9 protein-coding genes and 1 pseudogene are annotated in these 18489 nt (G+C 67.8%); 5 read left to right on the top strand and 5 right to left on the bottom strand.

The genetic code is table 11. The features are described from left to right. Position 1: 1 nt before the first annotated feature. The 3 genes and pseudogenes from ACOQFR_RS13660 to ACOQFR_RS13650 all read right to left on the bottom strand — a co-directional run. Complete coding sequence (locus tag ACOQFR_RS13660; protein ID WP_421382796.1) at positions 2 to 1075, bottom strand: acyltransferase family protein; 1074 nt, start codon at positions 1073 to 1075, stop codon at positions 2 to 4. Continuing rightward, entirely contained in the window at positions 1072 to 4821 is a 3750-nt protein-coding gene (gene metH / locus ACOQFR_RS13655) for a methionine synthase (protein ID WP_421383308.1), read from the bottom strand. Before metH ends, ACOQFR_RS13660 begins: the two co-directional genes overlap by 4 nt. Before the next feature lie 8 nt (positions 4822 to 4829). Continuing rightward, positions 4830 to 5756, bottom strand: a pseudogene (locus ACOQFR_RS13650) (ArsR/SmtB family transcription factor); the annotation flags it as partial. Positions 5757 to 5927: 171 nt separating this feature from the next. Here ACOQFR_RS13650 and ACOQFR_RS13645 point away from each other — a divergent pair. Continuing rightward, positions 5928 to 7106, top strand: a complete 1179-nt coding sequence (locus tag ACOQFR_RS13645) for an acyl-CoA dehydrogenase family protein (protein ID WP_421382794.1) — start codon at positions 5928 to 5930, stop codon at positions 7104 to 7106. A gap of 54 nt (positions 7107 to 7160) precedes the next feature. Here ACOQFR_RS13645 and ACOQFR_RS13640 read toward each other — a convergent pair whose 3' ends face one another. Next, on the bottom strand, positions 7161 to 7664 hold the full coding sequence (locus tag ACOQFR_RS13640; protein ID WP_421382792.1) for a hypothetical protein: 504 nt from the start codon (positions 7662 to 7664) through the stop codon (positions 7161 to 7163). Next, complete coding sequence (locus tag ACOQFR_RS13635) at positions 7661 to 10387, bottom strand: hypothetical protein (RefSeq protein WP_421382790.1); 2727 nt, start codon at positions 10385 to 10387, stop codon at positions 7661 to 7663. The genes ACOQFR_RS13640 and ACOQFR_RS13635 overlap by 4 nt, the downstream gene beginning before the upstream one ends. Positions 10388 to 10754: 367 nt before the next feature. Here ACOQFR_RS13635 and ACOQFR_RS13630 point away from each other — a divergent pair, with 367 nt between their 5' ends. From ACOQFR_RS13630 to ACOQFR_RS13615, 4 genes are all read left to right on the top strand, one after another. Next, positions 10755 to 15668 (top strand): NAD-glutamate dehydrogenase, encoded by a 4914-nt coding sequence (locus ACOQFR_RS13630; protein WP_421382788.1) that lies wholly within the window; start codon positions 10755 to 10757, stop codon positions 15666 to 15668. Positions 15669 to 15728: 60 nt separating this feature from the next. Beyond that, a complete protein-coding gene (locus ACOQFR_RS13625; protein ID WP_421383306.1) occupies positions 15729 to 16499 on the top strand; it encodes an NAD kinase in 771 nt (256 codons plus the stop codon). A 41-nt stretch (positions 16500 to 16540) separates the two neighbouring features. Then, on the top strand, positions 16541 to 17464 hold the full coding sequence (locus ACOQFR_RS13620; protein ID WP_421382786.1) for a 5'-nucleotidase: 924 nt from the start codon (positions 16541 to 16543) through the stop codon (positions 17462 to 17464). A gap of 277 nt (positions 17465 to 17741) precedes the next feature. Continuing rightward, complete coding sequence (locus tag ACOQFR_RS13615; RefSeq protein ID WP_421382784.1) at positions 17742 to 18476, top strand: hypothetical protein; 735 nt, start codon at positions 17742 to 17744, stop codon at positions 18474 to 18476. Positions 18477 to 18489: the final 13 nt, after the last annotated feature.

Below are 18489 nucleotides of genomic sequence, written 5' to 3'. Positions count from 1 at the left end.
CTCAGCGCGACGCGGCCTTCCAGCGCAGCGCCGGCGATTCGACCAGGTGCCAGGACAGCGCGGCCAGCAGGGCCGCCAGTCCGGTGGCCACGAAAAACAATCCCGCCGGCGTGATGCCCGGCCATATCGCCACCACCGCCTGCTGGCAGGGAAAGCCGTACAGGAACAGTCCGTAGGAATAGTCGCGGTGCGCAGGCCAGCGCAGCACGGGCAGTGCGTACACGATCCAGCCGCTGGCATACAGCACCGTGGCGGTGGCCAGCGCGCCAAAGGCCGGCGTGCCGCGGCAGGCGGCCGTCGCCACCACCAGCGCCAGCATCAGCGCGTGTGAAAGGCGGATGCGGTGGCGCCAGTGCGCCGCCAGTGCCGCCGCGACGAAGGTGCAGGACAAGGCGCGGTAGTGCAGCGGATCGGGCTTGCCCTGCAGCCATTCCACGCCCGCATAGCCCAGGAAGGCCAGCGCCACCGCGGTGAACGCCCAGCGGCGGCGCGCGGCGCCCAGGAGCAGCAGCAGGCCCAGGTAGCCGTACCAGCGCATCTCCAGCCCCAGCGACCACAGGCTGCCGTTGACCACGCGCGGGTAGGGCAGGTCCTGGAACACGCCCGGCAGGTCCCAGACAAAGCTCAGCGGGAAGGCATTGCCCTGCAGGTAGGCAAGGGTGCCGGCGTGGCCCAGGTAGTCCGCCACGGGCAGCGTGGTGAATACGGGACCCAGCACCAGCGCGCAAAGGACCAGCTGCACCCAGTAGGCCGGCAGGATCCGCAGCGCGCGATTGCGCAGGTAGGGCCAGAAGCCGGGGCGCCGCAGCAGGCTCAGCATCACCAGGTAGCCGCTGATCGCGAAGAACACGTACACCGCCAGCGTGGCGGTGGTGAAGCCTGGCAGCCATGCGGCCAGGCGGTCAGTGCCACCGTGGCCGGGCGCCGCCAGGGTGTAGCCGTGCCCCCAGATCACCATCAGCGAGGCCAGGTGGCGCAGGGGCAGGGCGTTGTCGTCGCCGGGAACGCGGTCTTCGCCCAGCGTGCGCGCACGCACCGGCCATTCGCGCGTGCCCGGGACCGGCGCCGCGCTCATTCGGGGTCGTAGTCCAGGTTCGATGCCAGCCAGCGCTCGGCCTGGGCCAGCCCCACGCCCTTGCGACGGGCGTAGTCGGCCACCTGTTCGCGCGAAAGCCGGCCCACCACGAAGTACTGGCTGCCCGGGTGCGAGAAATACAGCCCGCTGACCGCGGCGGCGGGATACATCGCGTAGCTTTCGGTCAGCTGCAGGCCGGTATGCCGCTCGGCGTCGAGCAGGCGGAAGATCGTCGCCTTCTCGCTGTGTTCCGGACACGCCGGGTAACCGGGCGCGGGCCGGATGCCGCGGTACTGCTCGCGGATCAGCGCTTCGTTGTCCAGCGCCTCGTCCGGGGCGTAGGCCCACAGCTGCGTGCGCACGATCTGGTGCAGGCGCTCGGCCAGGGCCTCGGCGAAGCGGTCGGCGAGGGCCTTGAGCATGATCGCGTTGTAGTCGTCGTTGGCCTTCTCGAAGGCGGCCACGTGCGGCTCGATGCCCAGGCCCGCAGTGACCGCGAAGGCACCGACCCAGTCGCTGCGCCCGCTGCCTCGCGGCGCGACGAAGTCGGCCAGGCACAGGTTGGGGCGGTCGTCGGGCTTGTCGGCCTGCTGGCGCAGGCCATGCAGTACGGCGGGGGTATCGCCCAGCACATGGATGTCGTCGCCCACCGCTTCGGCCGGCCACAGGCCGGCCACGGCCTTCGCGGTGAGCCACTTGCCGTCCAGGATGCGCTGCAGCATCGCCTTGGCGTCGGCGAACAGCTCGCGCGCCTGAGTGCCCACCACCGAGTCGTCCAGGATGGCCGGGTAGCGGCCCGCCAGCTCCCAGGTCTGGAAGAAGGGCGTCCAGTCGATCAGGCCGACCAGGTCCTGCAGCGGATAGTCGTCGAACACGGTGAGCCCGGGCTTCAGCGGCTGCGGCGGCACGTAGTCGCCCCAGCCGCCGTCGAACTTCTTGGCCCGCGCGCGTTCCAGCGGCATCAGCGGCTTGGCGTCGCCCTTGTTGGCATGTCGCGCGCGCACTTCGGCGTAATCGGCCTGGTTGGCCGCCACGAAGGGCGCGCGCAGGTCCACGCTGAGCAGCGACTGCATCACGCCGACCGCGCGGGACGCGTCCTTGACCCAGACCACGGGTTGCCCGTAATGCGGGTCGATCTTGAGCGCCGTGTGTGCGCGCGAGGTGGTGGCACCGCCGATCAGCAGCGGGATCTCGAAGCCCTGCCGCTTCATTTCCTTGGCGACGTGGCTCATTTCCTCCAGCGACGGCGTGATCAGGCCGGACAGGCCGATGATGTCGGCCTTTTCCTCGCGCGCCCGGTCAAGGATGGTCTGCGCCGGCACCATCACGCCCAGGTCCACCACGTCGAAGTTGTTGCAGGCCAGCACCACGCCGACGATGTTCTTGCCGATGTCGTGCACGTCGCCCTTCACCGTGGCCATCAGCACCTTGCCCTTTGGCTTGCCGGCGTCACCGCTGAGCCGCTTCTCGGCCTCGATGTAGGGGATCAGGATGGCCACGGCCTTCTTCATCACCCGCGCCGACTTCACCACCTGGGGCAGGAACATCTTGCCGGCGCCAAACAGGTCGCCGACCACGTTCATGCCCGCCATGAGCGGGCCCTCGATCACGTCCAGCGGCCGCGCGGCGGCCTGGCGCGCCTCCTCGGTGTCGGCCTCGACGAACTTGTCGATGCCGTGCACCAGGGCGTGCTTGATGCGTTCGGCGACGGGAGCGTCGCGCCAGGCCAGGTCCTCGGTGCGGACCTCGCCCTTCTTCATCTTGTGCTTGTCGGCTTCCGCCAGCAGGCGCTCGGTGCCGTCGGGACGACGGTTCAGCACCACGTCCTCGACCGCCTCGCGCAGCGCCGGCTCGATGTCGTCGTACAGCGCCAGCGCGCCGGCGTTGACGATGCCCATGTCCATGCCCTCGCGGATCGCGTGGTACAGGAACACGGCGTGGATGGCCTCGCGCACGGCATTGTTGCCGCGGAACGAGAACGACACGTTGGACACGCCGCCGGACACGTGGCTGAGCGGGAAACGGCGCTTGAGTTCGGCCGTGGCCTCGATGAAGGCGACCGCGTAGCCGTCGTGTTCCTCGATGCCGGTGGCGATGGCGAAGATGTTGGGGTCGAAGATGATGTCCTCGGGCGCGAAGCCCGCCTGCTCGACCAGCAGCCGGTAGGCGCGCGAGCAGATCTCCACCTTGCGCGCGTAGGTGTCGGCCTGGCCGGTCTCGTCGAAGGCCATCACCACCACGGCGGCGCCGTGGCGGCGCACCTTGGCGGCGTGTTCCAGGAAGGCGGCCTCGCCTTCCTTCATCGAGATCGAGTTGACGATGGCCTTGCCCTGCACGCACTTCAGGCCGGCCTCGATCACGCTCCACTTGGACGAGTCGATCATCAGCGGCACCCGCGCGATGTCGGGTTCGGCGGCAATCAGGTTCAGGAAGCGCGCCATCGCCGCCTCGGCGTCCAGCATGCCTTCGTCCATGTTGACGTCGATCACCTGGGCGCCGTTCTCGACCTGCTGGCGCGCCACGGCCAGGGCTTCGTCGTAGCGGCCCTCGAGGATCAGCTTCTTGAACTGGATCGAGCCGGTGACATTGGTGCGCTCGCCGACGTTGACGAAGTTGGTCTGCGGCGTGATCACGAAAGGTTCGAGCCCGGCCAGGCGCGTGTAGGGCTCGATCTGCGGCAGCGCGCGCGGCGGCAGGCCGTCCACCGCCCGCGCGATGGCGGCGATGTGGTCGGGCGTGGTTCCGCAGCAGCCGCCGACGATGTTGAGCAGCCCGGCCTCGGCGAATTCGCGCAGGGTTGCGGCGGTTTCGTCCGGGCCTTCGTCGTAGCCGCCGAAGGCATTGGGCAGGCCGGCGTTGGGGTGGCAGCTGACGTGGGTGTCGGCCACCTGCGACAGCATGTCCACGTGGGCGCGCAGGTCGCGGGCGCCGAGCGCGCAGTTGAGCCCGATCGAGATCGGTCGCGCGTGGCGCAGCGAGTACCAGAAGGCCTCGGCGGTCTGGCCCGACAGGGTGCGGCCGCTGCGGTCGGTGATGGTGCCCGACACCATCACCGGCAGGCGCGCGCCCATCGCCTCGAACACGTCCTCCAGGGCGTACAGCGCCGCCTTGGCATTGAGCGTGTCGAACACGGTCTCGACCATCAGGATGTCGGCGCCGCCCTCGACCAGGGCCGTGGCGGCTTCGACGTAGTTGGCCACCAGCTCGTCGAAGTGGATGTTGCGGTAGCCGGCGTCCTCGACCCGCGGGCTGATCGAGGCCGTGCGGCTGGTGGGGCCCAGCACGCCGACCACGTAGCGCGGCTTGCCGGGGTCCTGCGCCTCGAACCGGTCGCAGCAGGCGCGCGCCAGGCGGGCGGCTTCCCGGTTGAGCTCGGGCACCAGGTGTTCGAGGCGGTAGTCGGCCTGCGAAACCGCGGTGGAGTTGAAGGTATTGGTCTCGACCAGGTCGGCGCCGGCGGCCAGGTAGGCCTCGTGCACGCCGGCGATGATGGCCGGCTGGGTCAGCGTCAGCAGGTCGTTGTTGCCTTTCAGGTCGCTCTCGCTGCAGCCGCAGCCGGCGCCATGGGCATGGCCCTCGGAGAAACGCAGGCCGTCGTAGCCGCGGGCAAACCTGTCGCGGCGATACGCGGCTTCGTCCAGCGCGTGGCGCTGGATCATGGTGCCCATCGCGCCGTCGATCACCAGGATGCGGCGGGACAGGGCCTGGAGCAGGCGGGCGGTGCGGTCGGGCTGGTGCCAGGGCAGGGTCTTCAAGGTTTGCGGGCCAACAGGGTGAGCACTTCGAAGTGCGGGGGGCGCTTTTCACGGGTGACGGACTCGCACACGGTCACTTCCAGCCCCGCCTTCTCGGCGTGGCGGCGCAGGTCCTTGGCGGTAAAGCCCAGGTTGACGTGGCCGTAGGGGGTCACCGCGGCGCGGTGTTCGTGCTTGCCCAGGCAGGTGGCGACCAGGCGGCCGCCGCGACGCAGCACGCGGGCGGCCTCGGCGATCGCCTGGGGCGGCTTGCTGGCGTAGGTGAGCGCGTGCATCAGCAGCACCAGGTCGAACTTGCCGGCCTCGAAGGGCAGGGCCTGCATGTCGCCTTCCATCACTTCCACGTGTCGGTAGCGCTTGAGCCGGTCGCGGGCCGCGCCGACCACGCGCGCACTGGAATCCACGCAGACGTAGCGGCGCGCATGCGGGGCCAGCAGTTCGGCCAGCACGCCGTCGCCGGAGGCCACGTCGAGCACGTCGCCGGGTTCCAGCAGGGGCAGGGTGGAGCGGGCCAGGGCTTCCCAGGTGCGGCCGGGCGAATAGTGGCGCTCCATGTCGCCGGCCACCGAATCGGCCCAGTTCTGGTCGCTGGCGCGGGTGGCCAGGATGGCCGGCAGGCGCTCGGCGTCCTGGCGCAGCAGCGGGTCGTCGGTGCTGTCGCGCAGCGTTTCCCAGAGCCGGCCCTCGGCCGGATCAAGGGACTCGGCATTGAACCGGTAGTAGGCGCTGACGCCCGCACGGCGGTCGCGCACCAGGTCGGCTTCCTTGAGCTTGGCCAGGTGGGTGGACACCCGCGGCTGGGCCAGGCGGGTGATGCCCGACAGCTCGGCCACGGTGAGCTCCTCGCGCTCGAGCAGGGCCAGCAGGCGCACCCGGGTGGGGTCCGCCAGGACCTTCAGGCAGGCCGACCAGGCGTCCAGGTCCATGCTTTATCCTTTCATCCGGATTCAAAGATATGCGAAGGGTAGGCCCGGGGCAGGGGCAGGTCAAGGCAAGCGGCCCCTCGCACGGCCGCGTCCGGCGGGCCTCGCGCGGACTTCACGCCCCCGACACCTGTGCCTCGCGGCCCGAGCCGCTACAATTGCGTACTTGTCCGTATGCAACGAGGTCGCGCCGTGGATTTCCGATTCACCGAAGAGCAGCTGATGATCCAGGACGTGGCCCGCCGGATCGCGCAGGAAAAAATCGCGCCCAGCGCGGAACACCACGACCGCACCGGCGAGTTCCCGCTCGAAAACATCCGCACCCTGGGCGAGAACGGCCTGATGGGCATCGAAGTGCCGGCCGAGTATGGCGGCGCCGGCATGGACCCGATCAGCTACGTGCTGGCCATGATCGAGATCGCCGAGGCCGACTGCGCCCATTCCACCATTGTCTCGGTCAACAACTCGCTGTTCTGCAACGGCATCCTCAAGTTCGGCACCGAAGCGCAGAAGCAGCTTTACGTGCGTGCGATCGCCGAGGGCCGCGAAATCGGCGCCTTCGCGCTGACCGAGCCGCAGTCGGGCTCCGACGCCACCGCGATGCGCTGCAAGGCCACCAAGCAGGCCGACGGCAGCTACGTCATCAACGGCAAGAAGAGCTGGATCACCTCGGGCCCGGTGGCCAAGTACATCATCCTGTTCGCCATGACCGATCCGTCCAAGGGCGCAAAGGGCATCACGGCGTTCATGGTGGACACCGCCAAGCCCGGCTTCCACCGCGGCAAGACCGAGCCCAAGCTGGGCATCCGCGCCTCGGCCACCTGCGAGATCGAGTTCCAGGACTACGTTGCCACTGCCGACGAAGTGGTGGGCAAGGACGGCGAGGGTTTCAAGATCGCGATGGGCGTGCTCGATGCCGGCCGCATCGGCATCGCCTCGCAGGCCGTGGGCCTGGCCAGGGCGGCGTACAAGGCAGCCGTGGCCTATGCGAAGGAGCGCAAGAGCTTCGGCCAGCCGATCGGCTCGTTCCAGATGATCCAGGCCAAGATCGCCGACATGAAGTGCCGCCTGGACGCCGCCGAGATCCTCACCCTGCGCGCCGCCTGGGCCAAGGCCGAAACCGAGAAGACCGGCGGCCGCTTCAGCACCGAAGCCTCGGTGGCCAAGCTGACGGCCTCGGAAGCGGCGATGTTCATCACGCACGCGGCGCTGCAGATCCACGGCGGCATGGGCTATTCCAAGGAAATGCCGCTGGAGCGCTACTTCCGCGACGCCAAGATCACCGAGATCTACGAGGGCACCAGCGAAATCCAGCGGCTGGTCATCGCCCGCAACGAGACGGGCCTGCGCTGATTTCTCCGCGGTTCCCCGTGAAAAAGCCCCGCCTTGGCGGGGCTTTTTTCTGGCTCACTTCTCGCACATGCGCGCGCTGCTCCACTCGCTGCCTTTCGTTGCCCGGACCACGCCCCGTAGGGTTTCCCGCTCGTCCCGGGACAGCGCCGCTGTGGCCATGCCCATTTCGGCCAGGCTTTCCTGCAGCTCCGCATCGGTGACCTGCGGCGCCCAGCACGCGTAATGGCCCATGCAGGCGACGTCGCAGACCGGAGCGACCGGTTTGTTCGCGTACTCGTCGCAGGTGCAGGAACAGCCGGACCCCATCATCGCGTTGTCCAACTCGGTCTTGGTGATGCAGGCCCGCGGCGGTGGCGGCGCCATTGAAACCAGGGGTGCGCGTGGGCGTGCGGCTGGCGCTGCGACCGGCGCTTCTGCCGCGATCTCGATGGCAGGCGGCGGTGGCAGCGCATGGTAGGTGACGTCGGCTCTTGTTCCCTGCGCGCCGGCCGCCGAGAGCACCGCTCCGCCGGCGATCGCCAGGAGGGTTGCGAACGCAACAACAAGATTCTTCATCATTCTTCTTCCATCGTGTAGGTGTCGGGGCGACCCTGCGAAATCCATCGGCAGATATACGGCGCCAGCAGGCCGGTTCCGAAACCGCTCATGCTTGCGACCATCTGCTGCGCCGTCGCCGGGTCCTCGTTGCCCATCCCCTTGGCTATCGCCGCGAGGAAGCCCGACCTGTCTTCAGCGGAGATCGGCGTTCCCTCGCATGTCCCCGTATCCGGCGGGACATCCCCTCCGGAGCCTGCGCCCGAGGAGGAATAAGCGGCCAGTTCGGCGCGCGTCTGCGGTGTCAGCTCATCGTCGGGCAGCAGGTCGGACCGCTCATGCAGTGGCGTCAGGACCTGCGCGGTCATGTCGGCGTCGTAATGCTGCTGTGTCAGGGTCCGGGAGAAATCAAGCTCGTTCGGGCCGTCGGGTCCAATGTAGAAAAGGCCCGGGCTTGCAAAGGAGCCGCTTGCCTGGCCGGCGCGCACGCGCGGATTGCGACACGTGGCCTCAGGATCCTCGGCACTGTTTTGTTCGTAGAGATTTGCCGAGAAGGACCCGACCAACAGCCCGCCTTCGTTGACCGTAATGGTCAGGCTGCCGGTGGTCTGCAGGCTCATGACGGTGACGCAGCCATCCTGTCCCGTCCGGGTCCGTTTCGGAGCCAGGGAGTTCAGGTCCTCCTGGCCCGTGCCGGCGGAGTCGAAGGTTTCCACCTGGATCGTCGCAGGGAAGGTGCCCGTGGCGCCCTCGGCCAGTCGCCGGGTGGAGATGATGTATTTGGCGCCGTCGGTCTTCCCGGAGGCTCTGAGCGGCATCAGGCCGGTGGTGAACGTCGGCAGGTCCAGCATGGCATAGATGTCGCCGAGGCTTTGCAGCCCGTCGCGCGTGAAAGTCCCGGGCAGGTAGCGCAGGTTCGCGCTGCCAAGGATGGCGTTGCCGACGTCGGCGCCGGTATCGGCCATGTCTCCCGTCAGCACACTGAAACTGACGGTGTCACCGCAAAGGAAGTTCGCGGCATCGTCCGCATCGCATACCTCGTCGGTGGCTTCAACCGGGACAATGTTCAGGGCGTTCGACTGCACTTCCACTTTCCCCCTGGACTTCGGCAGCGGCTTTCTCTGCGGCGGGCCGCCGTTGTCGGAAACGGCATAGGAGCCCGTCGCCTGGACGGACGCCACCGGCTGGACGATGGACAGGTTGAACGTCTTCGCCGTCCGGTCGCCGGTCGGCAGCGTCGGCGCGTAAATGAGCGTGATGGTCTGCCAGCCCTGCAGGCCGTTGGGGTCGTGCTCGTTGAGGGGCGCGTAGCCCGCCTGCCAGTTGATGATGCAATAGCCCTTGTCCTTGGGCCGCACCAGCACCGGATGCTGGACAAGTTGCCCCCGGGTGCCAAGCTCCAGTTCCTCGCAGCTGTCGTCGCCGATGGCCGCGACGGTGAAGGGGACGGGCAGGGTTTTCACGAACTGCCAAGACGAGGTTTTCGCGACGAAGTTGATCTCCTGCGGACCGTAGGTGGGCATCCGCACCCGGAGACACCGGGCCGAGTAGGGCAGGATCTCGATCGGCACCGTCGCTGCCGGGGAGGCCGTCAGGTTCACTTTCGTGCAGCCCTTGGACCAGATCAGCGCGTCGAAGGTGTCGGGGGCCAGCTTGCCGGTGCGGTCCCGCGCAACGATGTCCGGGAAGTCGGCATATTCGGTCACCATTTCGGAGAACACCTGGCGCAGGCCGCCCCGCCAGATCGGCACGTCCCGGTAGCGCGCGGCCTTCAGGCCCGCGTCCGTCCACTGCAGCCATTCCACCGATGACGTGGGGTCGGAAGGGCCTTCGCGGTCGAGCATCTGCTGGTAGGCATTGAAGCCTCTCGGGCGGCCCCGCATCACCTGCCGCCAGAAACTTCCGGTCATGTAGCCCGCCATCGTGATGTGGTTCGGGTCCTCGGGAGTCCTGGCGACGGGATATTCCGGATGGTCCTTGGGATAGCGTTCGCTCCAGCCATCGACATCCAGCGGTTGGTCGAAGTACCGAAGTCCGAGGAAGAACGAGAAGTTGCTGTTCTTCGCGTCTTTGGTCTCGAGTGCGATGGCGCGGCGGCCGGGGCCCGGTTCACGCTCGAACATCCCGAATCCAATGCCGTTCGCCTGTCCTTCCACGACCCAGGACGGTGCGCCGTCGTTCTTGGTCCCCGGGATCTTCTCGTACTGGCGAAGATGGATGAATTCGTGGGAGATCAGCAGGTCGGTATTCCATTCCCCCATCCTGTCGGCGAATAGCTGGACGGAGTGGCCGTTGGCGTCGCACCACTTCACCAGATTGCCCTGTTGGCGGACCGCCTCGCCGATCCCGTTGGTGCAGATGTCTGACTCCCGGTAGGTCCTGAGCGGCGACAGCACGGCCGATTCACTCGTGCTCAGGATCTTCGAGGTGGCGGACTTGAACGGCAGGTGGTTGCCTGCGGCCGCGGCGGTGTTGTTGACCTCTGCCCGCTTCACGTAGAAAAGCGTGTACTCGCCGTTGGTCGTGACCGTGATCTTCGGCGGCGTCGAGAAGGCCTCTTCATGCATCTCGTAGATGGTGACCGCCTTGGCGCGGATGTCGGCCGGCACCTCGACCGCTTCGTGCGTGTCCCGGTCAAGACCGATCACCGTCAAGGGGGTCGGGAGGTCCTGGGCCCGCACGGCGGAACTGCCGGCGAGCCAGACGCAGACCGGAACAGCCAGCCCACGGAGCAGGAACGAGCGCATCGCCTTGCATGAACTATCCATCGATCCATCCCACCTTGGTTTTCAGGTCATGACCGGCGCTTGAGCCCGTCCACATTCGTTGCAGCGTCGAGTCCCGCCTCGGGCTGTCATTCCCGGGCCACTACGGCAGGCAGGCCTGGATACGGACATCACCCGCCACGCGGACACCCACGGCCGGGCGCCCCGCGGGTGCGTCGGACCCTCGGCCGGGAACCACGCGGTACATACGGGGACCGCGTCTGCAGCGTTCGGCCGTACCGGGGCGTATCCCAAGGGGAGCTGAAGCAAACGCGACGTTCTGGCTGGCCGGGGAGGGGTGCCGGGGCTACAATTCCGCACCTTTTTTCGTCCTGCGAGAACGCGGTCAATGAACGCCCACGCCCTGGCCTCCGCCGATACCCTTGATGCCGTCATCGCCGCCCTGCCGGCGGGACTGCCCACCGCCGGGAAAGGCCTGCTGGAAGAGTTCACCCGCCGCTTCTACGAGCGCCTGCCCCAGGACGAACTGGAAGCTCGCGACCCCGCCGAATGGGCGGCCATTGCCCAGTCCTTCCTGGCCTTCGCCGGCCAGCGCGCCGCCGGTGCCCCCAAGATCGCGGTCTTCAATCCCACCCGTGCCAACGACGGCTTCGACAGCACCCACACCGTCGTGCGCATCGTCAACGACGACATGCCCTTCCTGGTCGACTCGGTGCGCATGGCGCTGACCCAGTTCGGCGCCACCCTGCACCAGATCGCCCACCCGGTGATGCCCGTGCGCCGGGACGCCGGCGGCCAGCTGCAGGGCCTGGGCGAGGGCGCCGCCGAATCGCTGATGTACCTGGAGATCGACCGCCAGGCCGATGCCGAGGCCATGGCCGCCATCGAAGCCGCGCTGCGCGCCGCCCTGGGCGACGTGCGCGAGGCCGTGGTCGACTGGGAAGTGATGCGCGACAAGATGCTCAGCATCGCCAGCGAGTTCGACACCCGGACCATGCCGGTGGACAGCGCCAGCCGCCTCGAGGCGCAGGCCTTCCTGCGCTGGGCTGCCGACAACCACTTCACCTTCCTGGGCTACCGCGAATACGAAGTGACCGCCGACCGCCAGCTGGCCGCCGTCAACGGCAGCGGCCTGGGCCTGATGCGCGGCAAGGACCACCTGGTGCAGCCGCGCCCGATCACCGGCCTGGCCGCCGCCGACCTGGCGCCCGGCGCCACCCTCGACGCCCTGATCCTGACCAAGACCAACGCCCGTTCCACCGTGCACCGTCCGGGCTACATGGACTACATCGGCGTGCTGGTGTTCGACGAATCCGGCCGCGCCATCCGCGAGCAGCGCTTCCTCGGCCTGTACACCTCCAGCGCCTACAACCGCCGTCCCTGGGAAATCCCGCTGGTGCGCCAGCGCCACGAGTCGGTGATGCAGGCCTCGGGCCTGGCCCTGAACAGCCACAGCGGCAAGGCGCTGCGCCACATCCTGGAATCGCTGCCGCGCGAGGAACTGTTCCAGTCCAGCACCGAAGAGCTCGAGCGCACCGCGATGGGCATCCTGGGCCTGCAGGAGCGCGCCCGCACCCGCCTGTTCCTGCGCCGCGACCGCTACGGCCGCTTCTTCTCCGCGCTGGCCTACATCCCGCGCGACCGCTTCAACACCGGCATCCGCCACCGCATCGAAGCGCTGCTGATGCGCGAACTGCAGGGCGAGCGCCTGGACCACAGCGTGCAGATCGGCGAATCGCCGCTGGCGCAGCTGCACCTGGTGATCCGCCCCAAGGCCGGCGCCAAGGTGGAGTTCGACCAGGACCGCCTCGAGGCCGAGCTGGCCGGCATCGTGCGCGACTGGCACGACGAGCTGCGCGAAACCCTGGTGCGCAGCCACGGCGAGGAGCGCGGCCTGAGCCTGTTCCAGCGCTACGGCCGGGCGCTGCCCGCGGCCTACGTCGAAGCCGTCTCGCCGGCGCTGGCCGCCGCCGACCTGCTGCAGGCCTCGCGGCTTTCGGGCGCGGGTGACCAGCGCATCTCGTTCTACCGCCACGGCGACGAGCTGCGCCTCAAGCTCGTGCGCCGCAGCAGCGACGTCGCGCTGTCGGACGTGCTGCCGGTGATGGAGAACCTGGGCCTGCGCGTGCTCACCGAACATCCCTACGAATTCGAGGTGGAGGGCGAGAAGGTCTCGATCCAGGACTTCGAGGTGCAGTCGCGCCGCGGCGAGATCGACGTCGAGGCCGCGCGCCTTCCGTTCGAAGAGGCCTTCATGGCCATCTGGAGCGGCAACGCCGAAAACGACGGCTTCAACCAGCTGCTGCCCAGCGCCCGCCTGGAATGGCGCGACATCGCCATGCTGCGCGGCTACACCAAGTACATCCTGCAGACCGGCGTGCCGTTCTCGCAGCCGTACATGGAAGAGACGCTGCAGCGCTATCCGGTGATCGCGCGCCTGCTGTTCGAACTGTTTGCCGCGCGCTTCGAGCCGGGCCGCGAGAAGCCGCTCGACGCCGCCGGCCAGCAGGCCCTGCACGACCAGATCGCCTGGCTGCTGCCCGCCGACAAGCGCCAGGCGCTGGACACCATCCCGCAGGAAATCGCCGCCGCCCACGCGCTCGACCGCACCGCCCAGATCGACGCCTGCGTGGACGCGCTGGAGATCCTGCTCGACGCCGTGGTCACCAGCATCGACGACGACCGCATCCTGCGCGGCTACATGGCCCTGATCAACGCCACCCTGCGCACCAACTTCTTCCAGAAGAAGGACGGCGCCCACCGCGACTACATCAGCTTCAAGTTCGACCCGGCCCTGGTGCCCGACCTGCCCAAGCCGCGTCCGTACCGCGAAATCTTCGTGTACTCGCCCTTCGTCGAGGGCGTGCACCTGCGCTTCGGCCCGGTGGCGCGCGGCGGCCTGCGCTGGTCCGACCGCCGCGAGGACTTCCGCACCGAAGTGCTGGGCCTGGTGAAGGCACAGATGGTGAAGAACACCGTCATCGTGCCCGTGGGCTCCAAGGGCGGCTTCGTGGTCAAGCGTCCGCCGGCCGGCGGCGACCGCGACGCCCAGCTGGCCGAGGGCATCGCCTGCTACAAGCGCTTCATCAACGGCCTGCTCGACATCACCGACAACCTGGTGGACGGGCAGGTAGTGCACCGGCAGGACGTGGTGCGCCACGACAACGACGACCCCTACCTGGTGGTCGCGGCCGACAAGGGCACCGCCACCTTCTCCGACATCGCCAACGGCATCTCTGCCGAGCACGGCTACTGGCTGGGCGACGCCTTCGCCTCCGGCGGCTCGGTGGGCTATGACCACAAGGGCATGGGCATCACCGCCAAGGGCGCCTGGGAGTCGGTCAAGCGCCACTTCCGCTCGCTGGGCATCGACTCGCAAAGCCAGGACTTCACCTGCGTGGGCATCGGCGACATGTCCGGCGACGTGTTCGGCAACGGCATGCTGCTCTCGCGCCACATCCGCCTGCTGGCGGCGTTCGACCACCGCCACATCTTCCTGGACCCCAACCCGGATTCGGCGCGCAGCTTCCTCGAGCGCGAGCGCATGTTCGCGCTGCCGCGCTCGAGCTGGGACGATTACGACCGCAGCCTGATCTCCGAGGGCGGCGGCATCTACCCGCGTTCGGTGAAGTCCATCCCGGTCACGCCGCAGGTGCGCAAGGCGCTGGACCTGCCCGAGGGCACCGAGCAGCTGAGCCCGATGGAGCTGATGAACGCCATCCTCAAGGCGCCGGTGGACCTGCTGTGGAACGGCGGCATCGGCACCTACGTCAAGGCCACCAGCGAAACCCACGCCGACGCCGGTGACCGCGCCAACAACGGCCTGCGCGTCAACGGGTCCGAGCTGCGCTGCAAGGCGATCGGCGAGGGCGGCAACCTGGGCATGACCCAGCGCGGACGCATCGAGGGGGCGCAGGCCGGCGTGCTGGTCAATACCGACTTCATCGACAACTCCGCCGGCGTGGATACCTCCGACCACGAGGTCAACATCAAGATCCTGCTGTCGGCCCCGGTCAAGCGCGGCGAGCTGTCGCAGGAGCAGCGCAACACCCTGCTGGCCAGCATGACCGACGAGGTCGGCGAGCTGGTGCTCAACGACAACTACCGCCAGAACCAGGCCATCAGCCTGATGGAGCGCATGAGCGCTTCGCGCCTGGGCTCGTTCGGCCACTTCATCCGCACGCTGGAGGCCGAGGGCCTGCTCGACCGCGCCATCGAGTTCCTGCCCACCGACGCCGAGCTCAACGATCGCAAGTCGCGCGGCCAGGGCCTGACCCGGCCGGAGCTGTCGGTGCTGCTGAGCTACGACAAGATCGTCATCTTCAACCAGATGCTCGACTCGGACGTGCCCGAGGATCCCTACCTGTCCAAGGAGCTGGTGCGCTACTTCCCGCGCGCCCTGCAGGACACGTACGCCCAGGACATGGAAAACCACCGCCTGCGGCGCGAGATCATCGCCACCGCCGTCACCAACTCCACCGTCAACCGCATGGGCTCGACCTTCCTGCTGCGCATGCAGGAGGACACCGGCGAGACCCCGGCCCAGATCGCCAAGGCCTACACCATCAGCCGCGAAGTGCTGGACGCCCGCGAGCTGTGGGCCGGCATCGATGCGCTGGACCTGAAGGTGCCCGAAAGCGCCCAGCTCGACGCGCTGACCGGCATCTGGCATCTGCAGCGCAACATGACCCGCTGGCTGCTCAACCGCCCCGGCGAAAACCTCAACATTGCCGAGAAGGTCGAGCGCTATTCCGAGGGCGTGGCCGCGTTGCGCCGGTCCATGGCGGACGTGCTGCCCACCGAGGCCCGCGCCGACCTGCTGGGCGACCAGGCCCGCTGGGTGGCGCTCGGGTTCCCGGAAGATCTGGCGCGCGCCTTCGCCAGCCTGCCGTTCCTGGCCTACGCACTGGACATCGTCGAGGTGGCGATCGAGAAGGACCTGGCCGTGCTGGACGTTGCGGCCGCGTATTTCGGCCTGTCCGACGCGCTGCACACCAAGTGGCTGATGGACGCGGTCGAAAGCCTGCCGGTCGAGGGCCGCTGGCATGCGCAGGCCCGCGGCGTGCTGCGCGACGAACTGCAGTCGCAGCAGCGCGCCCTGGTGGGGCAGGTGCTGGGCTCGGGGCGCAAGGGCACCCGTCCGCAGGCCCTGCTGGCCGACTGGCTGGGCCGCGACGACGCCACGCTGAAGTACACGCTGGGCATGTTCGCCGACATGCGCAACCTGCGTGGCCTGGATTACCCCACGCTGTCGGTGGCGGTCCGCCGCCTGGCGCAGGTGGTCGCCGCCGGCACCCGCTGAGTCCCCGCAGGAAGCCCCTCCTACCCGCAACTCACATCACGTAAGCTCGGGGCCATGAGCCTGCCTGCCCACCCGCGCATCGCCTTCCTCGCCAGCCCCACGCCCGAGGCCCAGGCGGCGCTGGCCAAACTGTCGGCCGCCCACGGCGGCGTCGCGCCCGACGAGGCCGACGTCATCTGCGCCCTGGGCGGCGACGGCTTCATGCTGCAGACCCTGCATCGCCACGGTGGCCTGGGCCGCCCGGTGTACGGCATGAAGCTGGGCACGGTCGGTTTCCTGATGAACCAGCACCGGCCCGAAAGCCTGCTCGAGCGCCTGCATGCCTCCGAGGAAACCGTGCTGCGTCCGCTGGAAATGGTGGCCACCACCGAATCCGGCGCCACGGTGACCTCGCTGGCCTACAACGAGGTCTCGCTGCTGCGCCAGACCCGGCAGGCGGCGCACCTGCGCGTGCACCTCAATGGCCAGGTGCGGCTGGAGGAGCTGGTCTGCGACGGCGCCCTGGTGGCCACGCCGGCCGGCAGCACCGCCTACAACTTCTCCGCGCACGGGCCGATCCTGCCGCTGGGCTCGCAGGTGATCGCGCTGACGCCGATCGCGGCCTTCCGGCCCCGGCGCTGGCGCGGTGCGCTGCTGCGGGCCGACACCGTGGTGCGGCTGGAGGTGCTGGGCGGCTACAAGCGCCCGGTCAGCGCCACCGCCGACTCGCACGAGGTGCGCGACGTGGCCGAGGTCACCATCCGCGAATCGCGCGAGCGCACCGTCACCCTGCTGTTCGACCGCGAACACAACCTCGAAGAGCGCATCCTCAACGAGCAGTTCATCACCTGAGCGTCGCAGCCGCTGCGACCGCGAGGCCGCATACTCCGTCCATGCCCCTGTCCTCCCAGCCCGCACGTCCGTCCGAACGCCTGGTGGTGGCCATCACCGCCCGCGCCCTGTTCGACCTGGAGGACAGCCATGCGCTGTTCCAGTCCAGCGGCCTGGAGGCCTATGCCGAATTCCAGCGCAGCCGCGAGCGGGACGTGCTGTCGCCGGGCATCGCCTTCCCGCTGGTGCGCAAGCTGCTGGCGCTCAATGCGGGCGCGCCGCCGGAGGCGCCGCGGGTAGAGGTGGTGCTGCTGTCGCGCAATTCCTCCGACACCGGCCTGCGCATCTTCAACTCCATCCGCCACTACGGCCTGGGCATCGTGCGCGCGGTGTTCACCAGCGGCGCCGAGACCTGGCCCTACATCAAGCCCTTCGGGGCGCAGCTGTTCCTGTCGGCCAACCCCGACTCGGTGCGCGGCGCGCTGGAGAATGGGTTTGCCGCGGCCACCATCCTGCCGGCCAAGGCCTTCGAACCCTCGCACCCGCAGCTGCGCATCGCCTTCGACGGCGACGCCGTCATCTTCGGCGACGAGTCCGAGCGCGTGTCCCAGCAGTCCGGCCTGGCCGCCTTCCACAGCAACGAAGCAGATCGCGTGAACGAGCCGCTCTCGGGCGGACCCTTCCGCGGCTTCCTGGCCGCGCTGCACGAACTGCAGTTGGCCTTCCCGCCGGGCGAGGACTCGCCGCTGCGCACCGCCCTGGTCACCGCCCGCTCGGCGCCTGCGCACGAGCGCGTCATCCTCACCCTGCGCGAGTGGGGCGTGCGGCTGGACGAAGCCATGTTCCTCGGTGGCCGCGACAAGGGCCCCTTCCTTGAAGCCTTTGGCGCCGACATCTTCTTCGACGATTCCCGGCACAACATCGAGAATGCGCGCCGCCACGTGGCCACGGGTCACGTTCCGTACGGCGTCACGAACGAGGGCTAGCGGTCGGTGATAAGGCTTCTGTCGCCGCACGCTTGTTTTTTTCGGTCTAGGAGAATGTCCCGACGCGTATGACGACAATGCGGGCCAACCGCGCTGGCCACTGGAAAACGGCGAAATTTCAGAAAGGAGTGGGTTGGCTTCGTCCCAAAGTTCAGTACTAGCCCGGCGTGACGAAGAGGAAGGGGCTGCTTTCGGCCGAGAGCGGACTAGCTACCCTTTAAGTAGGAAGAGCCGCATCCCAACGTCCCACCTTTTGCCTAAGGCACTCAGCACAAAAATGACCGCCCAAAGAAAGAAACTTTTCGAAAGGCAAATGCTTTACGGCTTGCTTGAAAGACTTGAAGTTCCCGCGCAAATTCTGCCCGGCGATTTCGAAGCTCCCGATCTTGGGGCGGTCCTCAACGGAAAGCTTATTGGTATAGAGGTAACTGAAATTCAGAAGAGCAAGGTCGAGCGAGCGAAACGTGCACACAAAGACGACGTCGTGGAGCGAGTTAGGTGTGGATACGAGGCAAACAATGGCCCTCCGCTGAGCGTATGTTTTTCTTTCAATCAAGGAGTTGATCTGGCAGAAATAAACCGCGCAGAGCTGAGTCAAGAAATTGTTGGTCTCCTTCTAAATGTGTCCTTGAAAGAAAATTTTGATGCGGTTGTTCTGGCTGGCGAACTATTACCGGCTGCGCTGCAAAGAATTGTTCGCGAGTTGAGATTTTGGCGCGAAACCAATCGATGCGTCTGGCAGTGCATTGAGGCGAGCTGGGTTGCGCCCCTCACCACGGAAGTGCTGCAAGAGCGCTTGGACGTCAAGTCAGTCCTCTTGCCGACGTACAGAAAAAAAGGTTACGACGCCTACTGGCTTCTCATTTGCGCACATCCGACCAACCCTGCCTGCCGGTTCGAGGCAGCGCGAGATTTCGACCCAACCCAAGTGCTTTCACCTTTTGACCGCACGTTCTTCTACGACGGCTGGCAGGCGGTGGAGCTTGGAGGTCTGGGGCAATCCAACGAGTGAGATTTTCTTGCTG

Origin of the sequence: Arenimonas sp. MALMAid1274, from assembly GCF_049195245.1 — a bacterium.
Lineage (GTDB): Bacteria > Pseudomonadota > Gammaproteobacteria > Xanthomonadales > Xanthomonadaceae > Arenimonas.
This window is presented reverse-complemented; position numbering and strand designations above follow the sequence as displayed.

Coding starts and splice junctions, on each gene's coding strand:
- ACOQFR_RS13645 (WP_421382794.1), top strand. CDS start 5,928: ATGCAACGAGGTCGCGCCGTGGATTTCCGATTCACCGAAGAGCAGCTG.
- ACOQFR_RS13615 (WP_421382784.1), top strand. CDS start 17,742: ATGACCGCCCAAAGAAAGAAACTTTTCGAAAGGCAAATGCTTTACGGC.
- ACOQFR_RS13620 (WP_421382786.1), top strand. CDS start 16,541: ATGCCCCTGTCCTCCCAGCCCGCACGTCCGTCCGAACGCCTGGTGGTG.
- ACOQFR_RS13640 (WP_421382792.1), bottom strand. CDS start 7,664: ATGATGAAGAATCTTGTTGTTGCGTTCGCAACCCTCCTGGCGATCGCC.
- ACOQFR_RS13660 (WP_421382796.1), bottom strand. CDS start 1,075: ATGAGCGCGGCGCCGGTCCCGGGCACGCGCGAATGGCCGGTGCGTGCG.
- ACOQFR_RS13630 (WP_421382788.1), top strand. CDS start 10,755: ATGAACGCCCACGCCCTGGCCTCCGCCGATACCCTTGATGCCGTCATC.
- ACOQFR_RS13635 (WP_421382790.1), bottom strand. CDS start 10,387: ATGCGCTCGTTCCTGCTCCGTGGGCTGGCTGTTCCGGTCTGCGTCTGG.